The organism is Paraburkholderia agricolaris, from assembly GCF_009455635.1.
Classification (GTDB): Bacteria; Pseudomonadota; Gammaproteobacteria; order Burkholderiales; family Burkholderiaceae; genus Paraburkholderia; species Paraburkholderia agricolaris.
Window position 1 is genome coordinate 2149396 of the sequence record NZ_QPER01000002.1, and the last position, 15719, is coordinate 2165114.

A 15719-nucleotide genomic window follows, 5' to 3' on the forward strand; every position below is an offset into this window, starting at 1 on the left:
CAATGCCGCATGCATAACGGCATTCGCCCAGACGCCATCGGCGGAACACTCCATGGCGGATTTAACAATCCGGCCATATTCATCTTCGTCTGAATATGCTTTCGTTTTGTTTCAAACGCGGCGCGGGCAGACTTTGCCCGCGCTCGCGTCATGTTGTTTGCCACACTCGCGCCACAACACACATCACCAAGACCTGAACGGCTTATGCGACGCATTCTTAACGTGTTGACCCACACACGCACGCTCTCGATCATCGGCTTGCTAGCGCTCGCTGCTGTTTTATTCATCGGCGCCGACACCTTGCAGATCGACCTGATGTGGCCTGCCATCGTGCTCGGCGCGGTGGTCGCGCTGTGGCTGCTGGTCTGGGTGGTGCGCCGCCTGCGCGCGCGGCGCGCGAATAACAAGCTCGGTGAAATGCTCGAGCAACAGGCCGAGAAGCAGACCGAAACCGGCCCCGCGCCCACGCCCGCGCGCCAGGCCGAACTCGACGTACTGCGCACGCGCCTCGTGGATGCGGTGAAAACGATCAAGACCTCGAAGATCGGTCAGATGTCCGGCGGCTCGGCGCTGTATGAATTGCCCTGGTACATCGTGATCGGCAACCCGGCTGCGGGCAAAAGCAGCGCCGTGCTGAATTCCGGCCTGCAGTTTCCTTTCGCCGACAAGAACAACGCAGTGATTCATGGCATTGGCGGCACACGGAATTGCGACTGGTTCTTCACGACCGAAGGCATTCTGCTCGATACCGCCGGCCGCTATTCCGTACACGAAGAAGACCGCACCGAATGGCTCGGCTTTCTTGGCCTGCTCAAGCGTTTCCGGCCGAAGGCGCCGATCAACGGCATCATCGTCACGGCAAGCATTGCTGAGTTGACTGGCAGCAAACCCGAGTTCGCGATCAATCTCGCGAAGAATCTGCGCCAGCGCGTGCAGGAGTTGACCGAGAAGCTCGAAGTATTCGCGCCGGTGTATGTGATGTTCACCAAGGCCGACCTGATCACGGGCTTCACCGAATTCTTCAGCGGCAGCGACCGTCATGAATACGACCGTGTGTGGGGCGCCACCCTGCCCTACGAGCCGGACGAAAAGCGCGACGTGGTCGGCCTGTTCGACGAGCATTTTGAAGAGCTCTATGACGGCCTGAAAGAAATCAGCGTTGCACAGATGTCGATCAACCGCGGCAACAAGCTTTCGCCGGGCCAGTTGAGCTTCCCGCTCGAATTCTCGACGATCAAGCCCGCGTTGCGCGCGTTCCTCGCCACGCTGTTCGAAACCAACCCGTTCCAGCACAAGCCGATTTTCCGCGGCTTCTACTTCACGAGCGCGTTGCAGGAAGGCGAAACCAACAGCGCCGCCGCCACCCGCATCGCCAACCGTTTCGGCCTCTCCGCAGATAGCCTGCCCAAGCCGCACAGCGCGTTCTCGAAGAACGGCTTCTTCCTGCGCGATCTGTTCTCCAAGGTGATTTTCGCCGACCGGCAGACCGTCAAGCAGTTCGCCAGCCCCGCCAAGACGCGCATGCGCTATGCGACGTTCTTCGGCTTTGTCGCGGTGCTGGCGTTGGCGCTCGGTGGCTGGACGTGGTCGACGATCGGCAATCAGCAGCTCGCCGACAACGTCAAGGCCGACCTCGATAACGTGGTGCGCCTGCAGCAGAACCGCAACGACCTGCAATCGCGCTTGCAGGCCATGGACATTCTGGAAGACCGCATCGACCAGCTCGAGCAATTCCGCCGCGACAAGCCGCTTGCGGTGTCGCTCGGGTTGTATCAGGGCGACCGTCTCGAACAGCACTTGCTCACCGAGTACTACAACGGCGTACGCCAGATCCTGCTCGACCCTGTCTCGCAGAATCTCGCATCGTTCCTGAAAGACGTCAACGCGCACCCCGACCAGCTCGCTCCGCTGAACCGCACGCCGGACGCGGCCGCGATTCCGGTATCCGCACACGCGGCGATGGCGGCAAACAACCAGGGCGGCCTGTATAGCGACGCATCGCCGACCAACGTCGAAGATGCGTACAACGCGCTCAAGACCTACCTGATGCTGAGCGACAAGCGCCATGTGGAAACCGCTCACCTGACCGACCAGGTCGCCCGCTTCTGGCGCGGCTGGCTCGAGACGAATCGCGGCAACATGCCTCGCGACGAGATGATCCGCAGCGCCGAGCGCATGATCACCTTCTATCTGTCGCGCGTATCCGACAACGACTGGCCGATGATCGACCAGAACCTCGGCCTCGTCGACCAGACCCGTGAAAATCTGCGCCGCGTGGTGCGCGGCATGCCGGCCCGCCAACGCGTCTACGAAGAAATCAAGGCGCGTGCGTCGACCCGTTTCGCGCCGATGACGATCGCGCGCATTGTCGGCGACAGCAATACGGCGCTGGTGGCCGGCAGCTACGCGATCCCCGGCACCTTCACGCGTGAAGCGTGGTTCCAGTACGTGCAACCGGCGATTCGCGATGCCGCCACCAAGGAATTGCAGGCCAAGGACTGGGTGCTCAACACCTCCGCGCACGACGACCTGACGCTGGAAGGCAGCCCCGAACAGATCCAGAAGGCGCTCGTCGCGATGTACAAGACGGAATACGCAATGCACTGGCAGAAGTTCATGCAAGGCATTGCCGTGCAGAACTTCGGCAGTTTCAGCCAGGCCGTGGATGCGATGAACCGTCTGGGCGATCCGCAGGATTCGCCGATCCGCAAGATCCTCGAAACCGCATACGACCAGACTTCGTGGGACAACCCGTCGCTCTTCAACGCAAACCTGAAACGCGCGCAAACCGGCGTGACCAGCTGGTTCAAGAACTGGTTCTCGCGTGCGCCGACGGGCCAGTTGAACGCCAACATCGACATCAACGGCAATCCGGTTGAAGTGCCGATGGGGCCGATCGGCCAGGAGTTCTCGGCGCTGGGCCGCATCGTCGTCTCCGGCGACAACGGCTCGATGCTGAAGGGCTACATGGACACGCTCTCGAAGGTTCGTACGCGCTTTAACGTGATCAAGAACCAGGGCGATCCGGGACCGGGCGCGCGTCAGCTGATGCAGCAGACGCTCGACGGCAGCGGCTCCGAGCTGGCCGATTCGCTGAAGTACGTCGATGAGCAGATGTTGACGGGCCTCACCGATTCGCAACGCAAGGCACTGCGTCCGCTACTGGTGCGTCCGCTGATGGCGGCGTATGCGGTGGTGATCCAGCCGGCCAGCGTCGAAGTCAACAAGGTGTGGAACGCGCAGGTCTATCAGACCTTCCAGAGCTCGCTTGCCAACAAGTATCCGTTTGCCAGCGATGCGAAGGTCGAAGCCGGCGCCGGCGAAATCGCCCAGGTGTTCGGGCCGGATGGTGCGATCGCCAAGTTCGTCGGCACCACGCTCGGACCGCTCGCGGTGCGCCGCGGCGACACGCTGACCTCGCGCACGTGGGGCGATATGGGTCTCGCGCTGACGCCTGACTTCACCAGCGGTTTCGCGCGCTGGGTGGCGCCGCTTGCCGGCGGCGCGGCGAGCTCGTCGGGTCAAAGCTCGGCCGAACCGCAGACCGTGTTCCAGATCCTGCCGCAGCCTAGCAGCGGCACCACGGAATACACGCTCGCGATCGACGGCCAGCAGATGCGTTACCGCAATACGCCGCCGCAGTGGACCAACTTCGTGTGGCCGAATCCGTCGGGCTCGCCGGGCGCGACGCTGAGTGCCACGACCTTCGATGGCCGTACGCTGCAACTGGTCAACGAACCGGGCCGCTACGGTCTGGAGAAGCTGATCAATTCGGCGCAACGCAAGCGCCGTCCGGATGGCACTTTCGATCTGTCGTGGACCCAAGGCAATATCACCGTGGCGGTCAGCATGCGCATCATCAGCACCTCGCAGGCATCGGGCGGCGGCAGCAGCGACGCGCCGCAACAGCAAAGCCTGCGCGGCTTGCGGCTGCCGTCCTCGGTGGCGGACGTGAGCGCGGCGGCGAATTCGGTCAACGCGACGGCCGCGGGTGGCCCGCCACCAACAGGAACAACGGGCGCCGCACCGGCACTACCAGTGGCACGGCCGGCGACGGCCGCCGCCGCGGTTTCGAACACAGGGGGTGCGCAATGACGCAAACCGTGCAGGCGCAAATCGCCTACTTCGGCAAAATCCCGTCGCGTGGCGACTTCGTCAAAAGCGCGCATAACCCGCAGTTGCTGGCCACGCTCGACCGCTGGATCGCCGAGGCCATGGAATTGCTCACCGACGATCCGCGCTGGAAAATCGTCTACGAGAACGCCAAGCCGATGCATTTCGCGTTCCTCGGTTCACGCAGCAAGCTGGCCATTGCCGGACACATGGTGGCCAGCCAGGATCAATCGTCGCGGCGCTTTCCGTTTCTTGCCGCCACCGCGCTGGAAGTCGAAAAACCGCTGACGTTTCTGGCGCACAGTCCGCTGGCCTTTGCGCGTCTGTGGTCACGCATCGCCTCGCAGATGAAGCCGCTGCTCGGCGTGAGCGAACCAGCCGGCGCGCTGCAGGCGCTCGGCGAAACGCAAGTGCCGATCGAGATCGGCGGTGGTCCGGGCAATCCGCACGACGGCACCTTCAACGACTTCGTCGAGCACCAGACACTCTCCGGCCTCGAACAGATGCTGCTGGCGAGCGGCCATCCGGTGCGCCTGCGCGGGGCCATGCTGGCGCTCGGTTCGCTGCTGCGTCCGGTGATGCAAAGCGGTTCATCGCATCTCGAACGCGGGCTGACACTGCCGCTGCCGAACGATCCGTTTTATCGCTCGCTCGTCGCGGCATTCTGGCTCGAACTGATCGCGCCATTCGTCTCGCAGGCCGATTTCGAACTGGCGATTTTTATCGGCACGATTGCCGAACGCGAACGGCTCATCATCGGCTTTAACGGCGCCTCGGCCAAAACGCTGCATAGCGTGGTCGATCCGCAGGCGTACGCGGCGCATAACATCGATATCGACGATCCCGAATGGATCGACGAACACGCACAAAACGATCATGGCATCAGCAAGCTCGTCAGCTATCTCGACCAACCGCAACTGTCGTTGCGTGTCAGCATCGACACGTTCCGCGAAGCATTCACGGGAGCGTGACACGATGTTGAGCCAACCTATGCGCATTGCGTCACTTGTGGCGGGCCTTCTCATCAGTGCGTTTGCCCATGCCGACAACGACGGCCCGGCACGCGTCACACCGGTCGACAATAGCGGCATTGCGATTCGCACGACGGTTTTGCCCGCGCCTGCGTCAGCGCAACCGGGCAATGCCGGGCCGGCGGTCAATACAGCCGGACTCGCCAGCGGCACCACGGGCGCCGGTACCGGTGCGATCAGCGCGTCGCCGCCGCCCGCCAATGCAACGCCGGGCCAGGTCGTGGTCGGCGGCAAAGTGCCGGATGAAGCGACCAAGGCCGCGGTGCTCGCACGGCTGCGCGACACCTACGGCGCGGCCAACGTGGTCGATCAGATCGAAGTCGCCGACGTCGCGACGCCGCCGAACTGGTCCGCCAACGTGCAAAAACTGATCGGCCCGCAGTTGAAGCAGATCAGCAAAGGTCAGTTGAAAATCGACGGCACGCAGATCGACGTAAAAGGCGAAGTCCGCAACGAATCGCAGCGCCAGCAACTCGCCAGCGATATGGCGAATGCACTGAATCCGACCTACACGATCAAGAACGGCCTGCGTGTGAGCGCATCGGAACAGGGCCTGCTCGATCAGACCCTGGCGAATCGCACGATCGAGTTCGAGACGGGCAGCGCGACGCTTACGCCGCAAGGCCGCGCGATTCTCGATCAGATGGCCGCGGTCCTCTCGAAGATGCAGACGAGGACGGTCGCGATCATCGGCCATACCGACAACTCGGGCAATCGCACCTCGAATATCGCCCTGAGCCAGGCGCGCGCGGACGCGGTGAAGGGTTATCTGGTCGCCAAGGGCATCCCGCCCGAACAGATGACGACCACAGGGGTCGGTCCGGATCAGCCAATTGCGACCAACGATACGAACGACGGACGCGCACGTAACCGGCGCATTGAGTTTCGCGCGGGATCCTGAGTTGCCGCTGGTCTGAGTTTGAGTTTGAGCTTGAGCGTGTGATTAAAAAAAAGCCTGGCATCGGAAATCGATACCAGGCTTTTTTTACTTGTGCGATAGATGTTCTAGCTGTTTTCCTCGGGCTTCACGCCCAGCAGTTCGCGAATATGCGCGAGCGAACCATCGTCCTTTACGACAGATGAAAGCCACTGATGCAAAGGCATATCCGCGCATTCAGCCGCTTTGTCGGCGAAGTATGCAGCCGGATTGTGCGGCTCAGTGCTGCGAAAGAATCTGGCCACCGCACGCAACTGCGCGACGGCTTGCGCACGGCTCTGGATGCCTGCGATCGAACTGGTCTGGACGGTCGGGCTGATCGGGCTGGTCGTCAACACGGGTTCCTCGCGTTGCGGTGAAGTCTTGAAGATAGGCTCGGCGCGCTCGTGTTCTTCCGGCTTCGGCGCTTTCGGCGCCGGTGCGTCAGCGCTGACGCCCAGTTCGCGGGCGAAGCGTTCCGCCAGCCGGTAGACGCTCTCATACGCATCTTTCGCCTGCCGGAAACTCGGTGCCGAATCGGCCGCGCGTTGGTCCAGTTCCTGTTCGAGCGCGAGCATCGCCGCTTCGAATGCTTTCAGATCGGCCAGCAACGTCGAATAGAACGCGACCGGGGTAGCGCGTTTCGATGCGTCGATCTGCTCAATGGAAGGTTTGCCGCGCGCGATATCGTCGGCGTGATCCGGATCGCGCTTGACCGCTTGCGCGACATGCGTGGCGACGTCCCAATCGATCGTGCTGTACGAACTGCCTTGCGACGACGTGAGAGGCGTGGCCCGCAGCAGATCGCCGGTGCGTCCGACCAGCCACGCGACGTTGCCGAGCCGGTACTCGGTATCGTCGCCTTCGGGCAGCGGATGAACGTGATCCCAGTACTTTTCGCACAGCCCCGTGAGCAGCGCATAACCTTGCGTGAGACCGGTTACGCCTTCCTCGATGGCAAGCGCCTCAGTGAGCCAGACCGCGAGACGTAAATCCTTCGTCTGCGTCTGCAGCAGGCTGCTCGAGCGTTCGACCACGAACGGCCAGTCGGCTTCCTTGATATCCGTGACCCATTCGCCCTGATCCAGCGACGGGTCTTCAAAACGGCGCGCGTGCTGGATCGCGTCGAAATCCGCTGAAAACAGCAGGTCTTCGCCGCAAGGCGAGGTTTCGCTGATCGGCGCCAGCAGCGTGTTCAGGTTAGTCGGCATGACAGAAAGCAATAAGGTTCCGGTACGGCATTAAAACAGATCGGCAAGCAGCTGGGGCATACCTGCTCACACAACGTTGTATTCGAACTCGCCCGCTTCGCTCGCGCGCACCGTGATGCGTTCGATCTCGGTACCATTGGCAATGCGCTCGAGCACCTGCTGCGCAACTTCGGGCAATAGCGTGCCGTTCAGAATGTGGTCGACATTGCGCGCACCGGAATCCACTTCGGTGCAACGCGCCAGCACAGCGTCGACGAGCGATTCGTCCCACTCGAACACCGCCTTGTGATTCGATTCGATGCGGCGGCGAATCCGCTCCAGCTTCAAGTCGATGATTTCGGCGAGCACGTCGTCGGTGATCGGGTAGTACGGCACTACTTTCATGCGCCCGAGGAACGCTGGTTTGAACGCCTTGTACAACTGTGGACGCAGCGTCTCCGCGAGTTCATCCGCATCCGGCAGTTCTTCCGCGCTCTTGTTCAGGCAGGCCTGCATCACCGCCTGCGAGCCGACGTTCGAGGTCAGAATGATCAGCGTGTTACGGAAATCGATCTCGCGCCCTTCGGCGTCGTCCATCGTGCCTTTGTCGAACACCTGGAAGAACATTTCCAGCACGTCGGGGTGTGCCTTTTCCACCTCGTCGAGCAGCACCACCGAATACGGATTGCGACGCACAGCTTCGGTCAGCACCCCGCCTTCGCCGTAACCGACGTAGCCCGGCGGCGAACCCTTCAGGCCCGACACGCTGTGCGCTTCCTGGTACTCGCTCATGTTGATCGTGACCATCTTGCGTTCGCCGCCGTACAGCACGTCGGCGAGCGCCAGCGCGGTTTCGGTCTTGCCGACGCCCGACGGCCCGACGAACATGAACACGCCGCGCGGCTTGTTCGGGTCCTCGAGATTCGCGCTGGCGGTACGCACGCGTTGCGCGATCGCATCGAGTGCGTGGTCCTGCCCGATCACGCGGGCGGCCAGCAACGGCTGCAGATTCAGCACGGTCTGGATTTCGTCCTTGATCATGCGGCCGAGCGGAATGCCGGTCCATGAAGCGACGATTTCGGCAACCACGTGGCCGTCGACCTGCAACGGGACCATCGGCTGGCCGCCTTGCAAGGCGTGCAACTCCGCCACGCGCGTGGCCAGCGTGTCGCGTGCCTGCTGCGCCTTGTCGGCTTGCGCGGCATCCGCGCTGCTCACACGCGCTGCGTCGATTTCAGCGCGCAGTCCGACGATCTCCGTGACGAGAGCACGCTCCTTGTCGTAGCGCGCTTCATCTTCCGCGAGGTCTTTCACATCTTCTTCGCGCAGGTCGCGCAGCGCCGCGAGCCGTTCGTCGTGCAGCGCACCGCTCGCCACTTCGCGCTCCAATGCGGCAATTTCGGCGTCGATACGCTCCAGTCGCTTCTTGGTGTCGTCGATCGCGGCAGGGGTCGAGCTATGCGCGAGCGCGACTTTCGCGCAGGCGGTGTCGAGCACGCTGATCGCCTTGTCCGGCAGTTGACGGCCGCTGATGTAGCGATGCGACAGACGCACCGCTTCAGTGATCGCATCGTCCAGCACCCGGACGTTGAAATGCTTTTCCATCAACGCGGCCATGCCGCGCAACATTGCCGCGGCGAGCGTCTCGCTCGGCTCTTCGATCTTCACGACCTGGAAACGTCGTGCCAGCGCCGCATCTTTCTCGAAGTACTTTTTGTATTCGCTCCACGTGGTCGCCGCGATGGTGCGCAATTCGCCGCGCGCCAACGCCGGCTTCAGCAGATTCGCCGCGTCGTTCTGGCCGGCCTGGCCACCGGCGCCGATGATCGTATGCGCCTCGTCGATAAACAGAATGATCGGATGCGGACTCTTCTTCACCTCGTCGATCACGTTTTTCAGGCGGTTCTCGAACTCGCCCTTGACGCTCGCGCCGGCTTGCAGCAGCCCCATGTCGAGTACATGCAGCGCGACGCCCTTTAGCGGCGCAGGCACGTCGTCAGCCGCAATGCGCAGCGCGAGGCCTTCCACCACCGCCGTTTTACCGACACCCGCCTCGCCCGTCATGATCGGATTGTTTTGCCGGCGGCGCATCAGAATGTCGATCGTCTGGCGAATCTCGCCTTCGCGGCCGATCACCGGATCGATCTTGCCTTCACGCGCACGCTGCGTGAGATTGCTGGTGTAGGTATCGAGCGCGGGCGTTTTCGAGGGCGCGCCGGGTGCCGAGTCGGCAGCGGCTGCATCACTCGCGCCTTCTGCTTCGTTCTCCGCGTCGTTACTCCGCTCGACTTCTCGCGACCCCGCGGTCAATTCGTCGAACTTGTGCTTCAGATCCGTCACCCGCACGTCGCGCAGCAGCGGCGACATACGCTCGGCAAACTGGGCAAGATCCGGCGCCGTCAACAGCGCGAGCAGCAGATGCCCGGAGCGAATCCGCCCAATCCGCGAATCGAGCGACGCGATCAACCATGCCTGCTCGAGCAAATCGATCAGGTGCTTCGAGAACACCGGCGTACGCGTATTGCCGGTCTTCAAGCGCTGCAATTCGCGCTCGACATCCGCACGCAACGCATGCGCATCGACCCTGCTTGCGCGCAGCGCCAGTGTGACGTCGCTCGCCGGTTCTTCGAGCAGCGCCAGCAACAGATGCTCGAGGTCGACCTCATAGTGACCGCGCGCGAGACAGTTGTTGGCCGCGAGCAAAGCCGCCTGACGGCAGGTCGGATTCAGTTTGGCGATCAGGGTATTGAGGGACGTGCTCATGTCGTGCGATCCGGGTCCTGGTTCTATCGTTATGGTCAGTGAATCACGTGCAATTCGTAGCGGGCATCAGCCCGATCATGGTCGGCTTCTCTCGTGCACAGAAATGCGTCCCAGCCGAGGCGTGCGCCGCCGCTCAGCGTGCTTGGCCCCACTTCCTTGCGGCGCAGCACCAGCGAGACCTCATATTCGAGCGTCACGCCGGCAAGCAGCGTCAGCATGCGTTCGAGCGCCACAGCGCGGTCGGCACCCGGCAAAAACGCTTCATAGTCGGCCTTGTCGAGCGGTCCGATCACGAGCCGCGCACGCATGTCGCGCTGCCAGACCCGCTCGCCCGCCAGCGCCGTGGCGCCGAGCGTGGCATTGACACCGCCGAGCACGGTCAGTTGATCGCGCGGCACGTCGTACCATTTGCCGACGAACTGTTCGACGCGCACCCGCACCTTGAAGTATTCGGAGAGCGTGCGTTGCAGATAGGCCGCGGAAACCGGCCGGTGCCGCGCGGCCAATGCGTAGCCGGCAATCGCTTCGTCGAACAGCGCGCCATCGCCGCTTTGCAGACTGTTGCGCGTGTCGTCGTCGGCAACGCCTGCCAGCGCGAGCAACAGCGGCAGATAGCGTTCGTCGCGATCCAGTTCGTAATGAAACGGCAGCCGGTACTTCTTCCACGCCGCGTAGAACAGTGCGGTCGCGCGATTCGAAAATACATCGAAGAATTCGCGTGCCGCGCGGTCGCGCTTGATCTGCTCGCGCGCAATGATCTGCTCGGTGTAATGCAGCGGCAACGCGCCCTGCCCGCCGAGTAAACCGAAAAACGCCGGCGTGATATCGACCTTGTGTAGCGAACCGGCTGCGAGCGCGGCGGTGCGTTGCGGCTTCTCTTTCAGCGCCGCGCCTTCGTTGTCATAGGACTGCGCGCTGTGAATTTCGCTGGGCGGAAACGACATCGACAGCGAATTGCGAAAAGCAATCCGCTGCGCGACGATTTCGCCGGGACGTCCGTTACTCGACGGTGCCTGCTGCGCGAACCACTTCTCGAGAATCCGCACCGCCTGAAAAAATTCGAAGCGATGCGGTTCGTCGAGAAGTTGCTCGACTACGCCAGGATCGATTCGCCGCTGCGCGGTTTGCATCGCAAAATCTCCTCGCCAGTGCGCTTCGACACGACGACCAGTTGCACAAAGCTGTTCAGATGCACGTACAGCCCGAAAAACGTATCGATCACCCGCACGAACGACGCGAGACTCGTGCCGACGAAATGCTCCTCGTCGATCGTCAAACGAATCTCGATGCCGCGCACGAAAGTCGCGAACGGCTTGCCCGGCAGCCATTGCACCGCGGCACGCTGCTCGATGCCCACGAGGCCGTCGATATGCCGTGCCGACACTGCCGTGCGCCGCAAGTCGTAAAGCACCAGCATTTCCTTGAGCGCCGACAGACCGCTACTGGCCAACGACATATGATTCAACGCCAGATGCGAAATCAGCCGCCAGTGTGAAGCGCGCCCGCGCTCGAAACGCACACTGGGTGTCGGCCGCCGCAGCATTGTGATGCTGCCGGTCAGCGAGCCGCCCTCCAGAAACAGATCGCCGCCTTCGAGACCCACCGCGAGGCCGGCAGGCAGGTCCCGATTGGTACACGTCAGATCGAGACTCAGCGTATCGGTTTGCGGCGCGGCCGGTTCGAAGTCGATATCGACAATCGAGATTTCGGTCTCGTAACCGGGGCTTTTCTGCGCAACCCAATCGTTGCGCCGCGCAAACCAGTAGTGCCCCGCGCGCGCCGCTTCGCCGTGATGCAGCGAATAAAACGGGCGGAACTCGATCACCGATTCTTCATGCGCCTGCTGCCGGACGAGTTTCACCGAGTCGATCGAATAAACCTCGTACGCGAATGCGCGGCGCGCTTCGGCGATCACCGGATACGAAACCGCCTGATGGCTGATCCGGATCGGCTCGCCGTGCTGTTCGAACAGATTCACGACCGGCGTGCAGAACAGACGGAAATGATGCGCGGACAACGAATCCAGCAAGCGCGCGATGTGCGAATCGCTACGCACTTCCTTGAGCACGACGTGCAAGGTCAGGCGCTGGCAACGTCCGCTCGCGCGCGTCATTGCGGTCAGATCGAAATCGGCAAAATTGAATTTTTCGGGGAACGCGAAGTATTCGGTCAGCAAGCGGTACGCCGGATGCGATTTGGCCGGATAGTCGATCAGCGCATCGTCTTCGTCGAACCCGGCTTGTACGACCGCGGGCTCGCGCAGTTGCTTCCACACGCCGCGGCGGTCGGCTTCGACATAAGTAGCCATCGCGTTGACGAACAGGCAGTCCGCCAGCGCCGCGATAAACGATTGCTCGCCGTGCAGGTGCGCGCGCAACGTACCGACCTTCAGTGCGGAGAGATCGAGTTGCGCGGCGGTCGATTCGAATGTGATCGACACGATCGCCGTGGCGTTGCCGGGCAGAACGGTCGCACTCGGCGCCATGGCTACCGACGTGTATTTCGCCTCCGAGATACGGATCGGCGCCAGCGTCACATCGTAGGCGGTTCGGAAACGGCATTGCACGCCGCGAATCGGGCGCGACTTGAGTTCGGTGCCGCGCTCGACCAGAACCGGTTCGGTCAGATGACTGAGCGCGGCCGACGTGCCCAGTTGTGCGATCGAGCACGACGGGAACGGCCGCAGGTAGTGCGGATACAGCACTTCCAGCAGCGCTTCGGTGAATTCGGGGTAATCGTCGTCGAGCTTCTTGTTGATGCGCGCGCCCAATAGCGCGAACGATTCGATCATCCGCTCGACATGCGGATCTTCGCAGTGCTCGCCGGACATCGCCAGGCGCGCCGCGATTTTCGGGTAGCGTTCAGCGAAATCGCGTGAATAGCGCCGCAGAAATGATAATTCGCGCTCGTAATACGGCAGCAATTCTTCCATCAATCTATCCCCGGACCTGAACCCTCTCCGCTTGATTCATCGCCACCGTTGCGCGTAAGCGGCGGCAAAGCGGTACTCAAGATACTAAAACACAGGTACTACAACTCAGCCACCATAATCAGGTGCTAAAGCTTCGCGCGTGCGCGCGACACCGAGTATTGCAGCGTGGATGGCTGCAGCATTGCATCGAAACTCACCGGTTCTTCCGCCGGGTGCACGACCAGCAACGCCTGAATCGCAAAGTTCAGCGCATTGGTGGACTGTTCGTTCAATTCGAGCGTAACCGCCACTTGCTGCAAGCGCGGCTCATGACGTGCGATTGCCTGTTGAATCGATTTGCAGATAAACGTACGGTCGTAGTGACTCGCAAGGCTTAAGCCCGCGAAATCGTTCAGGCCGTAAGTCAGCAACGAGCGCTGACATTCCGGCAGCGCCGCCAGTTCATGTTCGGTCAGGGCGATCCGGGTGTTCAGGATCGCCTCGACGTCGCGCGCGACGGTGGCCTTCAACTCGTCCAACGACAATTGCCGCATTGCCGGGGAAGCCGGCAGATGCGGTTCGTCGTCGAACAGCTTGTCGAGAAAGCTGGGTTCGAAGCGTTTCATCAGCGTCCGAAAAACCGGTTAGACGCGAAGCGCACGCGGCGCGCGTCAGCCCTTGCAGGCCGCGCGCCGCGCGTGCACCCCGGCATCAGACCGCGTACGTCTTGTCGTTCTTCGTCAGGCTCCACGCGCCTTGCGCGTTGCCGCCCTGGTTGCCGCCGATCTTCTGCTGCGTGTACTTCCACTGCACAGCAGCGTACTTCAGCGAGAACTGTTCGGTCGGCAGACCTTCGCCCACCACGCTCGGCGTAGCGCTCGAGATGATCACGTACTTGAGCTTCACTTCCAGATACTTGATGCGGTTGCCTTCGCCGTCCGAACGCATGAAGTCGATCGTCACTTCGTCGAACGTCGTGCCGCCCGATGCGTGTTGATAGATCAGCGGGCTGACCACGTCGATATCTTTCGTGAACTGCATGTCGGCGTGCTCGCAACGCTCGGACGTGTGACCGCCCGCCGTCGAAGCCGTTGCCGAACGCGGTTGCGTAATCGAGTGGCTCCATGAATCGATTTCGATCCAGCCAGCATGATCCTTATCGGCAGACTCGCCTTTGATCGCCGGATTGCCGAATTTTAAATAGATGTCCTTCATAACTCATCGACTCCCCAAAGAGGTGGTTTTAACAGCTAACCCGTGCGGCCCGCACGGGTTTTCTGACTTCGTTTATGAATTTGCCGGTTTCGGCAGGTCAGCAACAAGCCGCAACGAGATCGACAACTCGTCTAGCTGGAAGTGCGGGCGTAGGAAAGCGACCGAACGATACGAACCAGGCTTGCCCGGAATTTCCGAGACCTGGATCGATGCCTCGCGCAGCGGGAACTGCGCTTTCTGCTCCTGAGTCGCGTTGTCGTCCAGCAGCACGTACTGCGAGATCCAACGATTCAGGAAAACTTCGACGTTCTGTGCCGATGCGAAACTACCGATCTTGTCGCGCATCATCGCCTTCAGGTAGTGCGCCACGCGCGACACCGAGAAGATGTACTGCAGCTGCGCGGACAGCACGGCGTTCGCATTCGCGCTATCGGTGCTGTATTTCTTGGGTTTTTGCACCGATTGCGCGGCGAAAAACGCGGCGTAATCCGAGTTCTTGCAGTGCACGAGCGGAATGAAACCCAGGTCGCTCAGCTCCTTTTCACGGCGATCGGTAATCGCGATTTCCGTTGGGCATTTCAGCGCGACTTCGCCGTCGTCGGTCTTGAACGTGTGGGTGGGCAGGTCTTCTACCAGACCGCCGCCTTCCACGCCGCGAATCGCCGCGCACCAGCCGAAATCGTCGAAGGCGGCCGTCAGGCGGGCGGCAAATGCCCACGCTGCGTTACACCACAGATATTTGCTGTGATCCGTGCCATCCACGTCTTCAACGAAGTTGAAACCTTCCGCGGTGGCGCCGTCTTTCGGATTAAAAGGCAGGCGGCCGAGAAAACGCGGCAGGGTCAAACCAACATAACGCGAGTCTTCGGAATCGCGGAACGACTTCCACTTCGCATATTCGACGGTGTCGAACACCTTGCCGAGATCGCGCGGCTTGCCGAGGTCGGCAAACGTTTCAAGGCCCATCAGTTCAGGCGACGCCGAGGCGATGAAAGGGGCATGCGCCGCAGCCGCGACGTGTGCCATCTGTTCGATGAAATACACGTCTTCAGGCTGACGCGTCACCTCGAAGTCGCCGATGATCGTGCCGAACGGTGCACCGCCGAACGTACCGAACTCTTCCTCATAAACCTTCTTGAAGAGCGCGCTCTGATCGAATTCAATCGCGTTCTTGAAATCGCGCACGAGGTCGCGCTTCGGCGCGTGCAGCGCCTTGATCTTGACCGTCGAACCGGTATTGCTTTCCTTGCACAGATAGTCCAGACCGCGCCACGTGCTTTCCATGCGCTGGAATTGCGGCGCATGCATCACCGCGCTCAGTTGCGCGGAAATCAGGCGGTCGAGTTCCGCGACGCGCGCGTCGATCGTGGCAGACAGGTTGTCGGACACCACCACCGTGCCGTCGAGCACCTGGTGTACGAGTTCACCGATCAGGTCTTTTGCGCGCGCGTGTTCGGACTCGGACTTGGCCACGCGGCTTTTCTCGACGATCTCGTCGAGCAGCGTGGATTCCGTGCCGCTCTGCGCGGCGGCGAGTTGGGCTGCTGCCGTTTGCTGATTCATCTCACACCCCGTGCGTA

10 protein-coding genes are annotated in these 15719 nt (G+C 61.8%); 3 read left to right on the forward strand and 7 right to left on the reverse strand.

The genetic code is table 11. From position 1 onward, the window contains the following. Positions 1–204: 204 nt before the first annotated feature. Genes tssM through GH665_RS30955 form a run of 3 tightly spaced genes read left to right on the forward strand, consistent with a single transcriptional unit; the run spans position 205 to position 6045 of the window. Positions 205–4095 (forward strand): type VI secretion system membrane subunit TssM, encoded by a 3891-nt coding sequence (gene tssM / locus GH665_RS30945; protein ID WP_153140966.1) that lies wholly within the window; start codon positions 205–207, stop codon positions 4093–4095. Next, the gene (gene tagF / locus GH665_RS30950; RefSeq protein WP_120347076.1) at positions 4092–5084 is read left to right on the forward strand and encodes a type VI secretion system-associated protein TagF; all 993 of its coding nucleotides are present in this window, start codon (positions 4092–4094) and stop codon (positions 5082–5084) included. The genes tssM and tagF overlap by 4 nt, the downstream gene beginning before the upstream one ends. 4 nt (positions 5085–5088) lie before the next feature. Continuing rightward, on the forward strand, positions 5089–6045 hold the full coding sequence (locus GH665_RS30955) for an OmpA family protein (RefSeq protein WP_153140967.1): 957 nt from the start codon (positions 5089–5091) through the stop codon (positions 6043–6045). A 104-nt stretch (positions 6046–6149) separates the two neighbouring features. On the opposite strand, the gene tssA is transcribed toward GH665_RS30955, so the two are convergent. The 7 genes from tssA to tssC form a co-directional block, all read right to left on the reverse strand. Further along, positions 6150–7271 (reverse strand): type VI secretion system protein TssA, encoded by a 1122-nt coding sequence (gene tssA / locus GH665_RS30960; protein WP_153140968.1) that lies wholly within the window; start codon positions 7269–7271, stop codon positions 6150–6152. Between the two features lie 66 nt (positions 7272–7337). After that, positions 7338–10013 carry a type VI secretion system ATPase TssH gene (tssH, locus tag GH665_RS30965; RefSeq protein WP_153140969.1) on the reverse strand — a complete coding sequence of 892 codons (2676 nt, stop codon included), beginning with the start codon at positions 10011–10013 and terminating at the stop codon, positions 7338–7340. Positions 10014–10048: 35 nt separating this feature from the next. Then, the gene (tssG, locus tag GH665_RS30970) at positions 10049–11143 is read right to left on the reverse strand and encodes a type VI secretion system baseplate subunit TssG (protein WP_153140970.1); all 1095 of its coding nucleotides are present in this window, start codon (positions 11141–11143) and stop codon (positions 10049–10051) included. Then, positions 11107–12945: a type VI secretion system baseplate subunit TssF gene (gene tssF / locus GH665_RS30975; RefSeq protein WP_153140971.1), complete on the reverse strand. Its 1839-nt coding sequence runs from the start codon at positions 12943–12945 to the stop codon at positions 11107–11109. Before tssF ends, tssG begins: the two co-directional genes overlap by 37 nt. A 125-nt stretch (positions 12946–13070) precedes the next feature. Beyond that, complete coding sequence (gene tssE / locus GH665_RS30980) at positions 13071–13550, reverse strand: type VI secretion system baseplate subunit TssE (RefSeq protein WP_153140972.1); 480 nt, start codon at positions 13548–13550, stop codon at positions 13071–13073. An 85-nt stretch (positions 13551–13635) separates the two neighbouring features. Further along, complete coding sequence (locus GH665_RS30985; RefSeq protein WP_054036475.1) at positions 13636–14139, reverse strand: Hcp family type VI secretion system effector; 504 nt, start codon at positions 14137–14139, stop codon at positions 13636–13638. A gap of 72 nt (positions 14140–14211) precedes the next feature. Beyond that, a complete protein-coding gene (gene tssC, locus GH665_RS30990; RefSeq protein ID WP_153140973.1) occupies positions 14212–15702 on the reverse strand; it encodes a type VI secretion system contractile sheath large subunit in 1491 nt (496 codons plus the stop codon). Positions 15703–15719 lie beyond the last annotated feature (17 nt).